Annotated in this window: 18 protein-coding genes; 9 read left to right on the forward strand and 9 right to left on the reverse strand. The window is 70.6% G+C overall.

The genetic code is table 11. The annotated features are described in order from the left end of the window. Positions 1-36: 36 nt before the first annotated feature. The 7 genes from ACFWYS_RS05610 to ACFWYS_RS05640 all read right to left on the reverse strand — a co-directional run bounded on the left by ACFWYS_RS05610 (position 37) and on the right by ACFWYS_RS05640 (position 6,480). The gene (locus ACFWYS_RS05610) at positions 37-261 is read right to left on the reverse strand and encodes a hypothetical protein (protein ID WP_384763720.1); all 225 of its coding nucleotides are present in this window, start codon (positions 259-261) and stop codon (positions 37-39) included. An 85-nt stretch (positions 262-346) separates the two neighbouring features. Next, a complete protein-coding gene (locus ACFWYS_RS05615; protein ID WP_384763723.1) occupies positions 347-1,336 on the reverse strand; it encodes a zinc-dependent alcohol dehydrogenase family protein in 990 nt (329 codons plus the stop codon). Beyond that, positions 1,333-2,199: a carbohydrate ABC transporter permease gene (locus ACFWYS_RS05620; protein WP_384763726.1), complete on the reverse strand. Its 867-nt coding sequence runs from the start codon at positions 2,197-2,199 to the stop codon at positions 1,333-1,335. Before ACFWYS_RS05620 ends, ACFWYS_RS05615 begins: the two co-directional genes overlap by 4 nt. Continuing rightward, entirely contained in the window at positions 2,199-3,146 is a 948-nt protein-coding gene (locus ACFWYS_RS05625) for a carbohydrate ABC transporter permease (protein WP_384763729.1), read from the reverse strand. Before ACFWYS_RS05625 ends, ACFWYS_RS05620 begins: the two co-directional genes overlap by 1 nt. 2 nt (positions 3,147-3,148) lie before the next feature. After that, positions 3,149-4,510 (reverse strand): ABC transporter substrate-binding protein, encoded by a 1,362-nt coding sequence (locus ACFWYS_RS05630; RefSeq protein ID WP_384763732.1) that lies wholly within the window; start codon positions 4,508-4,510, stop codon positions 3,149-3,151. Positions 4,511-4,640: 130 nt separating this feature from the next. Continuing rightward, positions 4,641-5,411: a DeoR/GlpR family DNA-binding transcription regulator gene (locus tag ACFWYS_RS05635; protein WP_384763735.1), complete on the reverse strand. Its 771-nt coding sequence runs from the start codon at positions 5,409-5,411 to the stop codon at positions 4,641-4,643. 259 nt (positions 5,412-5,670) lie between these two features. Next, positions 5,671-6,480 (reverse strand): NAD-dependent epimerase/dehydratase family protein, encoded by an 810-nt coding sequence (locus ACFWYS_RS05640; RefSeq protein ID WP_384763737.1) that lies wholly within the window; start codon positions 6,478-6,480, stop codon positions 5,671-5,673. 186 nt (positions 6,481-6,666) lie between these two features. Here ACFWYS_RS05640 and ACFWYS_RS05645 point away from each other — a divergent pair, with 186 nt between their 5' ends. Then, positions 6,667-7,620 (forward strand): 5-dehydro-4-deoxyglucarate dehydratase, encoded by a 954-nt coding sequence (locus ACFWYS_RS05645; protein ID WP_384763740.1) that lies wholly within the window; start codon positions 6,667-6,669, stop codon positions 7,618-7,620. Continuing rightward, on the forward strand, positions 7,617-8,780 hold the full coding sequence (locus ACFWYS_RS05650) for a hypothetical protein (protein WP_384763742.1): 1,164 nt from the start codon (positions 7,617-7,619) through the stop codon (positions 8,778-8,780). The genes ACFWYS_RS05645 and ACFWYS_RS05650 overlap by 4 nt, the downstream gene beginning before the upstream one ends. On the opposite strand, the gene ACFWYS_RS05655 is transcribed toward ACFWYS_RS05650, so the two are convergent. Next, positions 8,717-9,952 carry an MFS transporter gene (locus ACFWYS_RS05655; RefSeq protein WP_384763745.1) on the reverse strand — a complete coding sequence of 412 codons (1,236 nt, stop codon included), beginning with the start codon at positions 9,950-9,952 and terminating at the stop codon, positions 8,717-8,719. The genes ACFWYS_RS05650 and ACFWYS_RS05655 overlap by 64 nt on opposite strands. Before the next feature lie 111 nt (positions 9,953-10,063). Next, positions 10,064-10,789: a DUF4328 domain-containing protein gene (locus ACFWYS_RS05660; protein ID WP_384763748.1), complete on the reverse strand. Its 726-nt coding sequence runs from the start codon at positions 10,787-10,789 to the stop codon at positions 10,064-10,066. A 279-nt stretch (positions 10,790-11,068) separates the two neighbouring features. On the opposite strand from ACFWYS_RS05660, the gene ACFWYS_RS05665 reads away from it, so the two are divergent. From ACFWYS_RS05665 to araD, 7 genes are all read left to right on the forward strand, one after another. Further along, positions 11,069-11,227, forward strand: coding sequence for a hypothetical protein (locus ACFWYS_RS05665; RefSeq protein ID WP_384763751.1), 159 nt, complete (start codon positions 11,069-11,071; stop codon positions 11,225-11,227). A 204-nt stretch (positions 11,228-11,431) separates the two neighbouring features. Beyond that, positions 11,432-11,878 (forward strand): DUF6010 family protein, encoded by a 447-nt coding sequence (locus ACFWYS_RS05670; protein ID WP_384763754.1) that lies wholly within the window; start codon positions 11,432-11,434, stop codon positions 11,876-11,878. 77 nt (positions 11,879-11,955) lie between these two features. Then, positions 11,956-12,573, forward strand: a complete 618-nt coding sequence (locus tag ACFWYS_RS05675) for a TIGR03086 family metal-binding protein (protein ID WP_384763757.1) — start codon at positions 11,956-11,958, stop codon at positions 12,571-12,573. A 39-nt stretch (positions 12,574-12,612) separates the two neighbouring features. Then, the gene (locus ACFWYS_RS05680) at positions 12,613-13,260 is read left to right on the forward strand and encodes a dihydrofolate reductase family protein (protein ID WP_384763759.1); all 648 of its coding nucleotides are present in this window, start codon (positions 12,613-12,615) and stop codon (positions 13,258-13,260) included. A 128-nt stretch (positions 13,261-13,388) separates the two neighbouring features. Next, complete coding sequence (locus ACFWYS_RS05685) at positions 13,389-14,057, forward strand: GntR family transcriptional regulator (protein WP_384763762.1); 669 nt, start codon at positions 13,389-13,391, stop codon at positions 14,055-14,057. Beyond that, positions 14,054-14,962, forward strand: a complete 909-nt coding sequence (locus tag ACFWYS_RS05690; protein WP_384763765.1) for a dihydrodipicolinate synthase family protein — start codon at positions 14,054-14,056, stop codon at positions 14,960-14,962. Before ACFWYS_RS05685 ends, ACFWYS_RS05690 begins: the two co-directional genes overlap by 4 nt. Further along, on the forward strand, positions 14,959-16,695 hold the full coding sequence (gene araD, locus ACFWYS_RS05695; RefSeq protein ID WP_384763766.1) for an L-arabinonate dehydratase: 1,737 nt from the start codon (positions 14,959-14,961) through the stop codon (positions 16,693-16,695). Before ACFWYS_RS05690 ends, araD begins: the two co-directional genes overlap by 4 nt. The last annotated feature ends 22 nt before the right edge of the window (positions 16,696-16,717 follow it).

Raw genomic sequence — 16,717 nt, forward strand, 5'->3', positions numbered from 1 at the left:
GTTCCCTTACCCGGCGGCCATTTGGCGGAGGCGGGGTCAGCGGCGGTTGCGGGGGTGGTCGCGGGCCGTGCGTTCGTTGCCCCGCTTGTAGTTCCCGGTCCAGCGGGCCATGACCAGCTGGGGGTCGGAGGAGGCGCCGACCTCGGCGAGGAACTGGCCGGAGCGGGGCGGGTGAAGAGTGGTTGCGGGGCGACCGTGGTGGGTGATCCGCACGGTGCCGTCGGCGTGTTCCCGGTACTCGAATCCATGGGGGCGCGGCATGCCCGGGATCGTATGATCCCGTGGCCCCGCGCCCCCAACGGTTTTCCGGAGGGGACTCCCGATCGCCGCCGGTCGGCCCGGTCGGCTAAGGCACCACCACGATCTTCCGTCCCACCCCGGACGCGAACTGCTCCAGTGCCTCCGGGTAGCGCTCCAGCGGTATCCGGTCGCTGATGAAGACCTCCGGGTCGAGGACGCCGCCGGCGAACAGCTCCGCCGCGCGCTCGAAGCTGTGGAGGACCGCCATGGAGCCCGTGATGGTGATCTCCTGGTTGTAGATGCGGTACGGGTCGATCGTCACCCGCGTCGCATAGTCCGCCACCCCGAACTGCAGGAAGGTGCCCGCCTTCGCCACCCGGTCCAGGCCGTCCTGGATCGCCGCCGCGTTGCCCGTGGCGTCGACGACCAGGTCCCAGCCCTGGGGGCGGTCCAGTTCGTCGGGGTTGGCGGCGGAGGCGGAGACGCCGAGGCGGCGGGCCGTTTCCAGCCGGGCCGGGTTGACGTCGACCACGTCCACGCTGGCCGCGCCGGTCCGCTTGGCGAGTTCCAGCATCATCAGGCCCATCGTTCCCGAGCCGTAGATCAGGACGTGGGCGCCCAGGCGGGACTTGAGGACGTCGTAGCCGCGTACCGCGCACGACAGCGGCTCCACCAGCGCCGCGTCCTGCGTCCGCACATGGTCCGGCAGCTTCACGCAGTTCGCGACCGGCGCCACGGCGAACTGCGCCGCGCCGCCCGCCGTCGTCACGCCGATCGCCGCCCAGCGTTCGCAGAGGTTGTTGTGGCCGGTACGGCAGTAGCGGCACTCGTAGCAGTAGAGCGACGGGTCGACCGCGACCCGGTCGCCCACCGACAGTTCCGTGACCCTGGTGCCGACGCCGACCACCTCGCCCGCGAACTCGTGCCCGGGCACGATCGGCAGCTTCGGTGCGAACTCGCCCTGGAGGATGTGCAGGTCGGTGCCGCACAGGCCGCAGGCCGCCACCTCGACGACGACCTCGCGGGGTCCTGGCGTCGGGTCCGGGACCTCGGCGACGACGGCCTTGCCCACGGACTCGATGACGGCGGCCTTCATTTGACGGCTCCCAACGACAGGCCCTGGACCAGCTTGTCCTGGGCGGCGAACCCCGCGGCGAGCACCGGCAGGGAGATGACGAGCGACGCGGCGCACACCTTCGCCAGGAACAGGCCCTGGCTGGTGATGAAGCCGGTCAGGAAGACGGGGGCCGTTTCGGCCACGACACCCGTCAGCACTCGGGCGAACAGCAGCTCGTTCCAGCTGAAGATGAAGCAGATCAGGGAGGTCGCCGCGATGCCGGGAAGGGCGATCGGGGCCACGACGCGGCCCAGGATCGTCGGCAGTCGCGCGCCGTCGATCTGTGCCGCCTCGATGATCGCCACCGGGACCTCGGAGAGGAAGGACTGCATCATCCACACCGCGATCGGCAGGTTCATGGCCGTGTAGAGGATGACGAGGGCCCAGATGTTGTCCAGCAGGCCGGTGTTCTTGGCGAAGAGGTAGATCGGCAGCAGGCCCGCCACCAGCGGCAGCATCTTCGTGGACAGGAAGAAGAACAGGACGTCGGTCCACTTCTTCACCGGGCGGATGGACAGCGCGTACGCGGCGGGCAGGGCCAGGACCAGCGTCAGGAGCGTGGAGACCACCGATGCCGTCGTGGAGTTGATCAGCGCGGGCCAGGGGCTGGCGCCGCCCGCCAGGCCGAAGAACTCCCGGTAGCTGTCCAGGGTCAGCGAGGCCGCCAGCGAGGGCGGGTTGGTCGCCGCGTCCGCCTCGGAGTGGAAGGACGTCAGGACCAGCCAGAGGATGGGCAGCACGAACAGGATGCCGGCCAGCCATGCGGCGACGCCCAGGGCGGCGCCCTGGAAGCTGCAACGGGGGCGCGGCCGTCGCGGGGTTGCGGTGGTGAGCGTGGTCATCAGCGGGACACCTCCGCGCGGAACAGGGACGACACGACGCGCAGGGCGAAGGTCGCGAGGATGATCGAACCGATGACGACGATGACGCCGGCCGCCGAGGCGAGGCCGTTCTCGTGCGCCTGGTAGAAGGTCTGGTAGATGGTGTACGGCAGGTTCGCGGTGCCCAGGCCGCCGGAGGTGATGGTGTACACCGCGTCGAAGTTCTGCACGATGTAGATCGAGCCGAGCAGCACGCTCAGTTCGATGTAGCGGCGGATGTGGGGCAGCGTCATGTGGACGAACACCTGCCAGTCGCTCGCGCCGTCCACCCGGGCCGCCTCGATCAGCTGCGGGTCACGGCTCTGCAGTCCGGCGAGCAGGATCAGCGTCATGAACGGCGTCCACTGCCAGATCAGCGAGGCCTCGACCGCCATCAGCGGCATCTCCGAGATCCAGTCCGGCTGGGCCGCGCCCTCCCCTCCGATCCAGTGCAGGATGCCGTTGAACAGGCCGTACTCGGGGTTGAACAGCACGTGCTTCCACAGCAGCGCGGCCGCGATCGGCACCAGCAGGAACGGGGCGATGAGCATCGTGCGCACGGCGGCCCGGCCACGGAACTTCCGGTCCAGCAGAAGCGCGAGGAGCAGGCCCAGCACCAGGCTGACGAGCACGACCGTGGCGGTCAGCACGACCGTGGTCCACACCGACTTGCGCAGATCGGGTGTGCTCAGCACCTCCGAGTAGTTGGCGAGGCCGGCGAAGTGACGGTCGTCCGGGTAGAGCGCGTTCCAGTCGAAGAACGAGATCACCAGCGTGGCCACGAAGGGCAGCTGCGTCACGAGGATCATGAAGATCAGCGCGGGCAGCAGCGGGGCCCGGGTGACCCAGGCGCGCATACGGTTCGGCCGCCGGGCCGCCGGCCGCGAATGGGCGGCGGCGACCCGGGTGGGGGGAGTCGTGACGGTCATGGCTACTGGTACTTCTTTCCGACGGCCTCGGCGAGCTTCTGCGACTTGCTCAGTGCGCTGTCCACGGACTGCCGGCCGGCGATGGCGGCGCTGATCTCCTGGGACACCTTGGTGCCCAGGTCCGTGAACTCGGGGATGCCGACGAACTGGATGCCGGGCGCGGGCCGGGGCTGCACGCCCGGGTCCTCGGGCTTGGCGTTCGCGATGGCGTCCCGGGTGACGTCCGCGAACGCGGCCGCCTCCTTGCGGTACTGCGGGATGTCGTACGTCGATGTCCGCTTGCCGCCGGGCACATTGGCCCAGCCGATCTTCCCGCCGACGAGCTTCTCGTACTCCTTGCCGGACGCCCACGAGATGAACTTCCAGGCGTCCTCGGCGTTCTGGGACGCCTTCTGCACGCCCCAGGCCCAGGTGTAGAGCCAGCCCGAGCTGTCGGTCCTGTCGACCGGAGCCGGGACGTAGCCGATCTTGCCCTTGACCGGGGAGCCGCTCGCCTCCAGGGAGCCGGCACCGGCCGTGGCGTCGTACCACATGGCCGTCTTGCCCTGGGTCATGTTGTTCAGGCACTCGGCGTAGCCGGACTGCGCGGCGCCGGACTCACCGTGCTTGCGCACCAGGTCGACGTAGAACTGGGTGGCCGCCTTGAACTCCTTGGAGTCCAGCTGTGCGTTCCAGTCCTTGTCGAACCAGGTGCCGCCGAAGGTGTTGACGACCGTCGTCAGCGGCGCCATCACCTCGCCCCAGCCGGGCAGGCCGCGCAGACAGATGCCCTTCATGCCGGACTCGGCGCCGTCCGCCTTGGCGGCGAGGTCGGCGACCTGCTGCCAGGTGGGCTTGTCGGGCATCTTCAGGCCCGCCTTCTCGAAGACGTCCTTGCGGTACATCAGGAAGGAGGACTCGCCGTAGAAGGGCTCGCCGTAGAGCTTGCCGTCCTCGGCGGTGAGGGCCTGGGTCATCGGCTTGAGGACGTCGGCCTGGTCGAAGGCGGTGTCGGCCTTGACGTAGGAGTCCAGGGAGTGCAGCCACCCGTTCTTGGCGTAGATCGGGATCTCGTAGTTGCTGAGGGTGGCGATGTCGTACTGGCCGGCCTGGTTGGCGAAGTCCTGGCTGATCTTGTCGCGGACGTCGTTCTCCGGGAGGACGGTGAAGTTCACCTTGATCCCGGTGTCCTTGGTGAAGTTGTCGGCGGTGAGCTTCTGCAGCTCGACCATCTGCGGGTTGTTCACCATCAGGACGTTGATGGAGCGCCCGTCGGCGGACGAGGACCCGCCGGCGCCCGAGCAGGCGGCGAGCGGAGCGATCAGCGTCCCTATCGCTGCCACCGCGTAGAGGGTGCGTGGCGCGCGTCGGCTCTGGGTTCGCATGCGGTACTCCTGGACATTAGGTGCAAAGGGGACGATCTTGGGGCGGGGAGTGCCCTACGGGTGCCCTACAGGCGGGTCGGTTGGATTACTGGACTGGCTCTGGAGGTGGGACGGCGGGTGCCGCTGGGGGTCAGACGCGGATGACCTGTGGCCCCAGCAGGGAGTAGCGGTGGGCCTCCGAGGTGGGCAGGAGCGTGCTGGTGACGATCGCCTCCAGCGCGCCGATGTCGGCGAACCGGCAGAAGCTCACCGCACCGAACTTGGTGTGGACGCCGGCGAACACCGTGCGCCGCGCGGACCGGATCGCCTGTGACTTCACTTCGCTGACGGCCGGGTCGGGGGTGGTGAGGCCGTGCTCGCGGGAGATGCCGTTGGCGCCGATGAAGGCCAGGTCGATGACGAAGCCGGCCAGCATCTTCGTCGTCCAGTGGTCGACGGTGGCGAGTGTGCCGGACCGCACCCGGCCGCCGAGTAGCAGCACGGAGATCTTCTCGGCCTCGGCGAGGGCGCCCGCGACCGGCAGGGACGCGGTGACCACGGTCAGCGGCCGGTCCGTGGGCAGGGCCTCGGCGATGAGCTGCGGGGTGAAGCCCTCGTCGACGAAGACCGATTCGGCGTCCCCGAGCAGCTCGGCCGCGGCGGCCGCGATCCGGCGCTTCTCGGGGACATGGCTGGTGGCGCGGAAGGCGAGCGTCGTCTCGAAGCCGGCGCTCTCCACGGGGTAGGCGCCGCCATGGGTGCGGCGGAGCAGGCCGTGGTCCTCCAGGACGCGCAGATCCCGTCGTACGGTCTCCCGGGCCACGCCCAGTTCGACGGCGAGCGCGGTGACGTCGACCGAACCGTGACGCCGTGCGGCCAGCACGATCTCGCGCTGGCGCTCTTCCGCCGTTCTCGTGCTCATGCCGACACCTGCCTTCCGCTTCGCTGCCCGTTCGGGCCCCGTGAGGGCCTTGGGGGAAGTTCTACAGCGGGTGTCCGGTGCTGACCAGGTCTGTTGCGGGTCCGATGCTGCCCGTATATGCCCGTTCACCGTGTGGTGTGCCCGTCGCGGACCTGCGTGGTTGCGATGTGGCGCGTGAGATCGGGCGCCGTCCGTGCCCGAATACGCCGACAGGCGGGCCCGTTCGGTGCCCGCCTGCCTTCCGTACGACCTGTTTGGGTCAGTAAGGCCAGATGGGCGGGTCGCTCACGAAGTGGCCGCCCAGGTAGGCGTGCGCGATGTTCTCCGGGTCGAGCTCGCCCTGCGCGGCGATCAGCTTCTCGGCGTAGGGCTCGGAGTCGTCCTGCGGCTCGTAGCCGAGGGAGCGGGCGGTGGTCAGGTCCCACCACAGGCGGGTGTTCGCCGAGGAGCCGTGGACGACCGTGTGCCCGACGTTCTCGGCGGTCAGGGCCGCGTGGAAGAGGCGGGCGCCGTCGGCCGGGCTCATCCACACCGAGAGCATGCGGACGCTGGTCGGCTCGGGGAAGCAGGAGCCGATGCGCACGGACACCGTCTCCAGGCCGTGCTTGTCCCAGTAGAACTGCGCGAGGTCCTCGCCGAAGGACTTGGACAGGCCGTAGAAGGTGTCCGGGCGGCGCGGGGTGTCGACGGGGATGAGGGGGTCGTCCCCCTGCGGGCGGGGCGTGAAGCCCACCGCGTGATTGGAGGAGGCGAACGCGATGCGCCCGACGCCCTCCTCGCGGGCGGCCTCGTACAGGTTGTAGGTGCCCTCGATGTTCGCCTTGAGGATCTTCTCGAACGGGGCTTCCAGGGAGATGCCCGCGAGGTGGATGATCGCGTCGACGCCCCGCACGGCCTCGCGCAGCGCCTCCCGGTCGGCGAGGTCGGCGACGATCGCGTCCGGCTCGTCCTCGACCGGGCGCAGATCGAGCAGCCGCAGCTCGTAGCCGTACGCCGGGAGCAGGTCCCGCATCAGGGTGCCGAGGCCGCCGGCGGCGCCGGTGAGCAGAACGGTGCGGGGCGCTGGCATCCTCGGGTCTCCTTGAGTCATCGGCCGCATGCGTGCACGGTATTCACATTCATGGACTAGTTAAGGATCACCATCCTTCGGCGTCAAGGGTGGTGCGGGGCGTGTTCATAAACGTAAACTCTGATCAGAAACCTGTACTGCCCTGTACTGCCCTGTACTCACCCGTTCTCGTTCTAGGGAGAGCCCGTGACGCCTGCCCCCCTTGCCGCTCGACTCGGCATCCGCAGCGGGCCGCTGTTCTTCCCCGTCACCGCCTACGGCCCCGACGGCTCGGTCGACCTCGACACCTACCGCACCCATGTGCGCCGGGGCGTCGAGGCCGGGGCCGCCGCCGTGTTCGCGGCGTGCGGCACCGGGGAGTTCCACGCGCTCACACCCGAGGAGTACGAGGCGTGCGTACGGGCCGCCGTCGAGGCCACGGACGGCCGTGTGCCGGTCGTCGCGGGCACCGGGTACGGCACCGCCCTCGCCGTGCGCTACGCGGGGCTCGCCGAGGCGGCCGGGGCGGACGGGCTGCTCGCCATGCCGCCCTATCTCGTCGTCGCCGGGCAGGAGGGGCTGCTGCGGCACTACAAGGAGATCGCGGCGGCGACCGGGCTCCCCGTGATCGTCTACCAGCGCGACAACGCCGTGTTCAGCCCGGACACCGTCGTGGAGCTGGCCCGCACGGACGGCGTCATCGGCCTCAAGGACGGCCTCGGCGACCTGGACCTGATGCAGCGGACCGTCAGCGCCGTACGCACCGAGGTCCCCGGCGACTTCCTCTACTTCAACGGACTGCCGACCGCCGAGCAGACCCAGCCCGCCTACCGCGCGATCGGCGTCACGCTCTACTCCTCCGCCGTCTTCTGCTTCGCCCCGGAGATCGCCCTCGCCTTCTACGAGGCGCTGGAGACCGGCGACGAGGCGACCGCCAACCGTCTGCTGGACGGCTTCTACCGCCCGTTCGTCGAACTGCGCGCCCAGGGCCGCGGATACGCCGTAGCCCTCGTCAAGGCCGGCGTGCGGCTGCGCGGACTGGATGTCGGGGAGGTGCGGCCACCGCTGCACGAGCCGGGCGAGGATCATGTCAAGCAGCTCGCTCAGCTGATCGAGCGCGGGTACGCGCTGCTGGAGAAGGACCCGGAGGACACCAAGTGAAGGCGTCGACATTCGTCTACCCCTGGGACGTCAACGCGGACCCGGAGGCACCCGGCAGGATCGCCGCCCTCGGTGTGCAGCAGGTGACGCTCGCCGCCGCCTACCACTCCACCCGCGCCCTCACCCCCCGCCACCCGCGCCACCGCATCGTCACCGCCGAACACGCGGCCGTGCTGTACCCGCCGGACGACCGCTGGAAGGGCCGCGAGCTGCGTCCGTACCCGGCCGGCGACTGGGCACCCGGCGACGCCTACGGCGAGGCGGCCACCGCGCTCGCGGACGCGGGCCTGGAGGTGCACACCTGGGTCGTCCTCGCGCACAACTCCCGCCTCGGCGCCGAGCACCCCGGCACCTCGGTCGTCAACGCCTACGGTGACCGCTACCCCTGGGCCCCCTGCATCGCCCAGCCCGCCACGCGCGCGTACCTCGTCGACCTGGCCGCCGAGGCCGCCGTACGCCCCGGAGCCCGGGGCACCGAGCTGGAGTCCCTCGGCTGGTACGGCCTGCAGCATCTGCACGCCCACGACAAGACGGCCGGGGTCCCACTCGGCGACGCCGGGTACTACCTCATGGCGCTCTGCTTCTGCCCGACCTGCAAGGAGGGCTACGGCGCCCAGGGCGTGGACGCCGACGAACTGGCGGCGGCCGTACGCACCGCCCTCGAACCGCTGTGGCAGGGCGCGGTCGCCGACGAGGGCTGGGCCGGGGTCGAGAAGCTGCTCGGTTCGCAGACGGCGGCGGCCACCCGCGCGTGGCGTGACGAAACCGCCCGTACGCTCCAGGAGACGGTCGTCGCGGCCGTACGCCGGGCCGCACCCGACGGCTTCCAGGTGCTGCTGCACGCCGACCCGATGACGTACCGCGTCGGCGCGAACCCCGGCGTCGACCCCGCGCACATCCTGTCCGTCGCGGACGGCGTGGTGGTGCCCTGCGCGGGCGGCCCCGGCCTGCTGACCCCGTTCGCCGAGCAGGGCCGCGAGGGCGCCGTCGTCGCCGCCAACCTCGGTGTGGTCTCCGGCATGGGGGGCAGCCCGGGCACGCTCGCGTCGGACGCGGCACGCGCGCGTGCGCTGGGGGCGACGGAGATCCGGCTCTATCACGCGGGGTTGGCGTCGGACGGGGACCTGGCGGCGGTGCGGGAGGGGCTCGCCGGGCTCTGAAGCAGCGGTAGGGCGGACGCCGGCCACGCGAGGCCGACGGCCGCCGACAGCAGCCGTACGTCGAGCAGTTCGACGAGTGCCGCGCCCGCCGCCAGCCCGATGACGTTCGGCGTGAACAGAAGCGTGTTGGCGGTGGCGGCGGTACGGCCGAGCAGCGCGTCCGGGGTCTCACGCTGTACGGCGGTGAGCGCGGCGATCAGCACACAGGGCAGACTCGCGCCGATCGCCCCGCTGCAGACCAGGGCCACCGGGTCGGACGGGATCGCGCGCAGGCCCGCCGCGGCGGCCGTCAGGGCGATGCCGTACGCGGCGAAACGGCGTTCGCCGAAGCGGCGCAGGGCGGGGCCGGAGAGCAGCCCGACCGCCACCGAACCGGCGCCCTGGACGGCGTACAGCACACCGGCGTACGCGGGGGAGTGCCCGAGGCCGTCGATGACGGCGTAGATCATCGCGCCGTTGAGGCCGGCGAAGAGCATGGTCGTGCCGCCGGCCAGGACGAGGGGCCGCAGCCGCGGGTGCGACCACAGGTGGCGGGCGCCTTCGGCGGTCTGCTTCCGCCAGCCCTCGGCCGGCGGCCCGGGCCTGCTCTCGCGGCCCCGGAGACAGACGTACAGACCGGTCGCGACCACGAACGTGACGGCGTCGAGCAGGGCGACGCTCGCACCGCCGTACGCCGCGTAGACGCCCGCACCGGCCATCGGGGCGAGGAGTTTCATGCCTTCGGTGGCCGTCATGCGCAGCCCGTTGAAGTCGCCGAGCAGGGGGCCGGGGACGGCGGTGGCGACGAGGGCGGACTCGGCGGCGTCATGGACGACGCCTGCCGCGCCGTAGCCGAACAGGACCGCGAACACCAGCCAGACCCGGTCCGCCGAGTCGACGGCGAAGAGGAGGGGCAGCAGCGCGGCCAGGAGCAGGTTCGTGCCGATCAGCAGCGGTTTGCGGCGGGTGCGGTCGGCGAGCGTGCCGAGGAGCGGGCCCACCAGGGTGGGCGCCCACAGGGCGAGCAGGCACAGTGCGGCCAGGCCGTCGGAGCCGGTGAGGTCCTTGACCCAGACGCCGGAGGCCAGCCACAGCGCGGAGGTGCCGAAGCCGGAGATCACGACTCCGGTGAGGTAGAGGCGGGCGTCGCGGTCGCGCAGGACGCGTGCGAGTGCCCAGGTGGTGGTCGTCATGCCTGGTCACTGTGCGGCTAAGGCGGGGGCGCGGGGATCGGGGAAGTGCCTTAGAAGCGCCTTGAAAGCCTTGGGAGTGCCTTGGACGACGTTGCGGCCAAGGGAGGGCCACTAGGGCGTCGTGTCCTTGGCGACCGCGGGTCCGTACGGCCCCTGAACCGCCTTGGACCGCTGCATGGCGGTCAGCCGGACGGCGAAGTGGACGGCGGCAGCGGCGGCGACGATGTGCAGCACGTCTGCCGCCATGTACTGCACCACCGCGTCCCTGACCTCCGTCAGTGTCTCGGCCTTGTCGTACTTCGTCCCGGCGTACCGGTTGAACAGGACGCTGAAGGCGAACAGACCCCACCACAGGTTCACCGGCCAGGTCCGTGCCCGGTACCGCTCGCCCCCGGCCGGCAGCGGAGTGGCGGCCCCCCACATGTCGAGGGCGATGCGGTACGGCATCCAGAGGTTCACCAGCGGAATGAGCCAGGCGCCGATGGCCCACCCGGGTCCGTTGCGGAACCGGTCCGGTGCCAGAAGGCCGGTGTTGCGGCGCATACGGAAGAACCAGACGACGAACAGGATCGCGGCGGGCAGGTACACGATGACCTGGTACCTCCCGGCCGTCTCGTACAGCGAGGCAGCGGCTTCCAGCTCCTGCCGCGGGGCCGTCACGAAGCCGCCGTCCGCGTCGATCGCCGCTCGGAGCCGAAGGCCGGCGACAAGACTGAACGCGTCACACAGGGCAACCAGAGCGAGCCCCGCGACGGCTGCGATCAGGAGGCCGAGGGACGACTCGGGGGCCCCTGCGGGCAGCTGGGGACGCGGACGCAGGTCATCTGATGCGGACATGGCTGTTCGGCCCCCACGGACGAGAAGGAAACGGTCCGCGGAACTGTGCGCGGCCGGGGCACGATACGTCGATCCCATGCGTCCCGTCCATGACAATTCCGCGTGCGGTGGGGACGGGGGGCGTGAGCGTGGTGCGCGGTGGGGTTGACGGTACGCCAATTCCCTGTGTGCGACTGTGATTTGACCCTGCCTCGACGGCGGATCATGAGGTAATGTGCAGGTAAAGAGGTGCTCGCGGTGACCAAGTGAACCGCGGCCGGACAAAGCTCGAAGGAGGCAATGGTGTTCGATCTGCGGACCGAGGCTGAAATGAGGCTGTTCTCGGAAAAGACGGCCAGGGAACTCGCGCTGAAGAAGCAGCGCGAAGAGGGCGTCGAGTCCGAAGAGCCCACGACCACGGAGACATCGGTCGCCATTGCCGCACAGCCGGTCGGCTGACCCTCTGCTCGCAGTACTGTGACGGCCCGTCGGATCTCCGCCGGGCCGTTCTGGCTGTCCGGAAAGGGGAACGTCACCCCGACGCGCCGAGCGGCGGCCGGGCGGGAATCCGTCGGAAGCTGTCGGTTATGCCTCTGGGGTGGGGGTGGGCCCGCTCATAGCGTGGTGAGCCGTCCAAGTCACCTGTGGGAAAAGGCACTTCGCATGCAGTACGTCGCGCCGATCGGCGTCGGAATCCTCTACGCCCTTCTGATGTCCCTGATCCGGGAACCGCACCGGCGGCGCTTCAACGCCGTCATGGTCGCCGGAGCGGGGGCCGCCTATCTGAGTGGCGGCGGTATGGGCGGCTGGGAATTCCCGTTCACCGCGCTGGTCACCTACGTCGCCTTTCGCGGCCTGGACTCGTGGACCTTCATCGGCGTCGCCTGGCTGCTGCACACCGCGTGGGACATCGTCCACCACATCAAGGGCGACCCGATCATCCCTTTCGCCCACACTTCCTCCCTGGGCTGCGCGATCTGTGACCCGGTGATCGCGCTGTGGTGCTTCGCGGGCGGCAGGACGCCGAGGGAGCTGCTGGAGTGGATGCGGGGTGCCCGGGGGCGGAAGGGTCCGGTGCCGGTGGAGGCGGCTCGGCTGGGCCGGTCGTAGGGCGTCTCGTGTCGGCGATGAGTTTCGCTCGCGCCGAGGGTCAACCTCTCAGGAACACATCCCTGAGGAGTTGGCCCATGACTGACAGCACCCTCGACCTCGAACCACAGGCCCGTGTGATCGCCCGCCTGGCGGACGGCGTCCGCGACGATCAGCTGACGGACGGGACGCCGTGCCCGGCGTACACGGTGCGCAACCTGCTGGGGCACCTGCTCGGCCTGTCGGTCGCCTTCCGCGACGCCGGCCGCAAGGACCTGGGCCCCACCACCGACACGAACCCGCAGGCCGCCCTGCCGGACATCGGGCCGGGCTGGCGCGAGGAGCTGCCCAAGGTCCTGGCGGAACTGGCCGAGGCATGGCGCGACCCGGCCGCCTGGACCGGCCGGACCCGCGCGGGCGGAGTGCCGCTGACCGGCCCGGAGGCCGGTGCGGTCGCCACGAACGAGCTGGTGATCCACGGCTGGGACCTGGCCCGCGCGACCGGTCAGCCGTACACCCCCGACCCGGCCGCCCTGCAGCTGTCGTACGGGATGCTGCTCGTGGCCGCCGACGACCCGAGCCGCGGCGGCGGCATCTTCGGCCCGGTCGTCCCCGTCCCGGACGACGCGGCGCTGCTCGACCGGGCGGTGGGACTGAGCGGCCGGGATCCGCAGTGGCGGGCGACGGCCGACCGGGACCTGTCGCACAAGCCGTAACCAGCAGAAGCAAAGAAGAGCAAAGGAAGGGAAGAAGTCATGTCACTTGTCCGCGTCCACAACTTCTCCGTCTCGCTCGACGGCTTCGGCACCGGTGAGGGCCTGAGCCGGGAGGCTCCGTTCGGCCATGCCGGCGAACGGCTGCACGAGTGGATGTTCGCCACCCGGTGGTGGAACCAGATGACCGGCGGGTCCGGCGGGGGCGGCGGTGTCGACGACGCCTTCGCGCGGCAGTTCCTGCCCGGGGTCGGTGCCGAGATCATGGGTGCGGGGAAGTTCGGTTACCCCGGATGGCACGAGGACCCCGAGTGGCGGGGGTGGTGGGGGCCCAACCCGCCCTTCCACACACCGACCTTCGTCCTCACCCATCACCCGCGCCCGTCCATCGAGATGGAGGGCGGCACGACGTTCCACTTCCTCGACGCCTCGCCCGCCGAGGTGCTCAAGGCGGCCCGTGAGGCGGCGGACGGACAGGACGTCCGCATCGGCGGCGGCCCCACCGTGATCCGTGACTTCTTCGCCGCCGGGCTCATCGACCACCTGCACGTCGTGGTCGCCCCGATCCTGCTCGGCCGGGGCGTACGCCTCTGGGACGGACTGGAGGGCCTGGAGAAGGACTACGAGGTCGAGGCCACGTCCTCGCCCAGTGGGGTCACGCATCTGACGTTCAGCCGCGCGGGTCTCTGAGTCCGAGCGCCCTCCCGGAACCCCAACTTCCTTTTGTCAGAGGCATTGACGAATCACAGACGCGCTCCTACCTTCATCGCGTCGTACTTCGTACGTCATATATGAGACGCGATATCCGAGAGGCGCGCATGACCTCTGTGCCCACGCCGATCCCCTCGCGCACGCAGTTCGTGCTGGAGGAGATCAAACGCCGCATCCTCACCGGGCAGTTGACGCCCGGTCAGGCCCTCGTCGAGACCGAGCTCGCCGCACAGTTCGGGGTGTCGAAGACCCCCGTGCGCGAGGCGCTCAAGACGCTGGCCGGGACCGGGCTGGTCGTGATGAGCCAGTACAAGGGCGTCACGGTGCGCATGGTGGACGCGGACATGGCACGCGAGGTCTATGACGTGCGGCTGCTGCTGGAGCCCGAGGCGCTGAAGCGGGCCGTGCGGCGCGGAGCGTCTCTCGCCGCCGCCCGTGACGCCCTCACCCGGGCCGACGCCGCCGCCGACACCGCCGAACGCTCCCTCGCCAACCGGGAGTTCCACCGCGCCCTGTACCTGCCCTGCGGCAACCCGCTGCTCGGCCGGATGCTCGACGAGGTCCGCGACCAGGCGGCCCTGGTCTCCGCCGTCGCCTGGGCCGCCTCCCCCTCCTGGGAGCGGGAGGCCGGTGAGCACCGGGAGATCCTGCGGCTCGCGCTCGAAGGGGACGCCGACGGCGCCGCGCGCGCCCTGCACGCCCATATCGCGTCGTTCGTCGAGCGGGCCTTCCCGGACGCGGGAGTCGAGGCCCAGGAAAAGGACGGTCCGGCATGACAACGACGTTCGAGACCCAACGGGCGGCCCTGGCCGACGTGGTGGCGATCCCGGTGACCCCGTTCGCCGAGGACGGCACGATCGACCAGGACGCCCACCGGGCCCTGCTGCGTCGTCTGCTCGACGGAGGCGTCACCACCCTCACCCCCAACGGCAACACCGGCGAGTTCTACGCCCTCACCCCCGAAGAGCGCCGTCTGGTCACCGAGTTGACCGTGGACGAGTGCGGCGACACCGCCGTCGTCCTCGTCGGCGTCGGCCACGACGTGCCCACCGCCGTCGCCTCCGCCCGGCACGCCCGCGAGCTCGGCGCCCGGATGGTGATGGTCCATCAGCCCGTCCATCCCTACGTCTCGCAGAGCGGCTGGGTCGACTACCACCGCGCCATCGCGTCAGCCGTGCCGGAGCTCGGCGTCGTCCCGTACATCCGCAACGCCCAGCTCGACGGCGCCCGGCTCGCCGAACTCGCCGACGACTGCCCGAACGTCATCGGCGTGAAGTACGCCGTTCCGGACGCCGCCAGGTTCGCCGCCTTCGCACGGGACGCGGGGCTCGACCGCTTCGTGTGGGTCGCCGGGCTCGCCGAGCCGTACGCGCCCTCGTACTTCTCCGCGGGCGCCACCGGCTTCACCTCAGGACTCGTGAACGTCGCCCCGTCCGTTTCGCTGAACATGATCGAAGCGCTTCGATCCGGTGACTACCCGGGCGCGATGAAGGTCTGGGAGCAGATCCGCCGCTTCGAGGAGCTGCGCGCCGCGAACGGCTCCGCCAACAACGTCACCGTCGTCAAGGAGGCCCTCGCCACCCTCGGCCTGTGCCGCCGCGATGTCCGGCCGCCGAGCCGGCACCTCCCCGAGGGCGAGCGCGCCGAGGTCGCCGCCATCGCCGCCGGGTGGTCGATATGACCGACAGAGCGCGCAAGAGCCCGGAGGAACTGCGCAGCCATCAGTGGTACGGCACCGAGGGCCAGCTGCGCACCTGGTCGCACAACGCCCGTATGCGCCAGCTCGGCTACGAGGCGGAGGAGTACCGGGGCCGCCCGGTGATCGCCGTCCTCAACACCTGGTCGGACATCAACCCCTGCCACGTCCATCTGCGTGAGCGGGCCGAGGCGGTCAAGCGGGGGGTGTGGCAGGCCGGGGGTTTCCCGCTCGAATTCCCGGTCTCCACGCTCTCGGAGACGTACCAGAAGCCGACCCCGATGCTCTACCGCAACCTCCTCGCCATGGAGACGGAGGAGCTGCTGCGGTCGTATCCGATCGACGCGGCGGTGCTGCTCGGCGGCTGCGACAAGTCGACCCCGGCGCTGCTCATGGGCGCGGCCTCGGCCGATGTTCCGTCGCTCTTCGTCCCCGCGGGGCCGATGCTGCCGGGGCACTGGCGCGGTGAGATCCTCGGGTCCGGCACCGACATGTGGAAGTACTGGGACGAGCACCGCGCGGGCAATCTGACCGACTGCGAACTGCGCGAGCTGCAGGGCGGGTTGGCGCGTTCGCCCGGTCACTGCATGACCATGGGGACCGCCTCCACGATGACCGCGGCGGCGGAGGTCCTCGGCATGTCCCTGCCCGGCGCCTCCTCGATCCCGGCCGTCGATTCCGCGCACGAGCGGATGGCCGCCGCCTCCGGGCGCCGCGCGGTGGAGCTGGCCTGGACCGGGCTCAAGCCGTCCGGGATCCTCACCCGGGAGGCCTTCGAGGATGCCGTGACCACGGTGCTCGGGCTCGGTGGTTCCACCAACGCCGTCATCCATCTGATCGCGATGGCGGGCCGCGCGGGCATCAAGCTCACCCTCGACGACTTCGACCGCATCGCCCGCACCGTCCCGGTCCTGGCCAACGTCCGTCCCGGCGGACAGACGTACCTCATGGAGGACTTCCACTTCGCCGGCGGCCTGCCCGCCTTCCTCTCGCGGATCACCGACCTGCTGCACCTGGACCGGCCGACCGTGAACGGCACCCTGGGGGAGCAGATCGAGGGCGCCGTCGTCCACCACGACGACGTGATCCGCACCCGTGAGAACCCGGTGGCCGGCGAGGGCGGGGTCGCCGTGCTGCGTGGCAACCTCTGTCCGGACGGCGCCGTCATCAAGCACATTGCCGCCGAGCGCCATCTGCTCAAGCACACCGGCCGTGCCGTCGTCTTCGACGACTACAAGACGATGCAGCGGACCATCAACGACCCGTCGCTGAACATCACCGCCGACAGTGTGCTGGTGCTGCGCAACGCCGGGCCCAAGGGCGGTCCGGGCATGCCCGAGTACGGCATGCTGCCGCTGCCCGACCATCTGCTGAAGCAGGGGGTGCGGGACATGGTGCGGATCTCCGACGCGCGGATGAGCGGCACGAGCTACGGCACCTGTGTGCTGCACGTGACGCCGGAGTCGTACGTCGGCGGACCGCTGGCCCTCGTGCGCACCGGGGACCTGATCACCCTGGACGTGGAGGCGCGGACCCTTCAACTCGACGTGGACGACGAGGAGTTGGAGCGGCGCAGGACTCGGTGGACGCCGCCGCCCGCACGCTACGAGCGGGGCTACGGCGCGCTCTACAACGAACAGATCACCCAGGCCGACACCGGCTGCGACTTCGAGTTCCTGGCCCGGCCGGGCAAGGTCGCCGACCCGTACGCAGGCTGAACCACCCTCGGCCACCCGCACC

It is taken from the genome of Streptomyces sp. NPDC059010, from assembly GCF_042740355.1.
Classification (GTDB): Bacteria; Actinomycetota; Actinomycetes; order Streptomycetales; family Streptomycetaceae; genus Streptomyces.

Excerpts from the sequence above, each read along its gene's own strand:
- ACFWYS_RS05610 (WP_384763720.1), bottom strand. The coding sequence starts at position 261 with ATGCCGCGCCCCCATGGATTCGAGTACCGGGAACACGCCGACGGCACC.
- ACFWYS_RS05615 (WP_384763723.1), bottom strand. The coding sequence starts at position 1,336 with ATGAAGGCCGCCGTCATCGAGTCCGTGGGCAAGGCCGTCGTCGCCGAG.
- ACFWYS_RS05620 (WP_384763726.1), bottom strand. The coding sequence starts at position 2,199 with ATGACCACGCTCACCACCGCAACCCCGCGACGGCCGCGCCCCCGTTGC.
- ACFWYS_RS05625 (WP_384763729.1), bottom strand. The coding sequence starts at position 3,146 with ATGACCGTCACGACTCCCCCCACCCGGGTCGCCGCCGCCCATTCGCGG.
- ACFWYS_RS05630 (WP_384763732.1), bottom strand. The coding sequence starts at position 4,510 with ATGCGAACCCAGAGCCGACGCGCGCCACGCACCCTCTACGCGGTGGCA.
- ACFWYS_RS05635 (WP_384763735.1), bottom strand. The coding sequence starts at position 5,411 with ATGAGCACGAGAACGGCGGAAGAGCGCCAGCGCGAGATCGTGCTGGCC.
- ACFWYS_RS05640 (WP_384763737.1), bottom strand. The coding sequence starts at position 6,480 with ATGCCAGCGCCCCGCACCGTTCTGCTCACCGGCGCCGCCGGCGGCCTC.
- ACFWYS_RS05655 (WP_384763745.1), bottom strand. The coding sequence starts at position 9,952 with ATGACGACCACCACCTGGGCACTCGCACGCGTCCTGCGCGACCGCGAC.
- ACFWYS_RS05660 (WP_384763748.1), bottom strand. The coding sequence starts at position 10,789 with ATGTCCGCATCAGATGACCTGCGTCCGCGTCCCCAGCTGCCCGCAGGG.
- ACFWYS_RS05665 (WP_384763751.1), top strand. The coding sequence starts at position 11,069 with ATGGTGTTCGATCTGCGGACCGAGGCTGAAATGAGGCTGTTCTCGGAA.
- ACFWYS_RS05670 (WP_384763754.1), top strand. The coding sequence starts at position 11,432 with ATGCAGTACGTCGCGCCGATCGGCGTCGGAATCCTCTACGCCCTTCTG.
- ACFWYS_RS05675 (WP_384763757.1), top strand. The coding sequence starts at position 11,956 with ATGACTGACAGCACCCTCGACCTCGAACCACAGGCCCGTGTGATCGCC.
- ACFWYS_RS05680 (WP_384763759.1), top strand. The coding sequence starts at position 12,613 with ATGTCACTTGTCCGCGTCCACAACTTCTCCGTCTCGCTCGACGGCTTC.
- ACFWYS_RS05685 (WP_384763762.1), top strand. The coding sequence starts at position 13,389 with ATGACCTCTGTGCCCACGCCGATCCCCTCGCGCACGCAGTTCGTGCTG.
- ACFWYS_RS05690 (WP_384763765.1), top strand. The coding sequence starts at position 14,054 with ATGACAACGACGTTCGAGACCCAACGGGCGGCCCTGGCCGACGTGGTG.
- araD (WP_384763766.1), top strand. The coding sequence starts at position 14,959 with ATGACCGACAGAGCGCGCAAGAGCCCGGAGGAACTGCGCAGCCATCAG.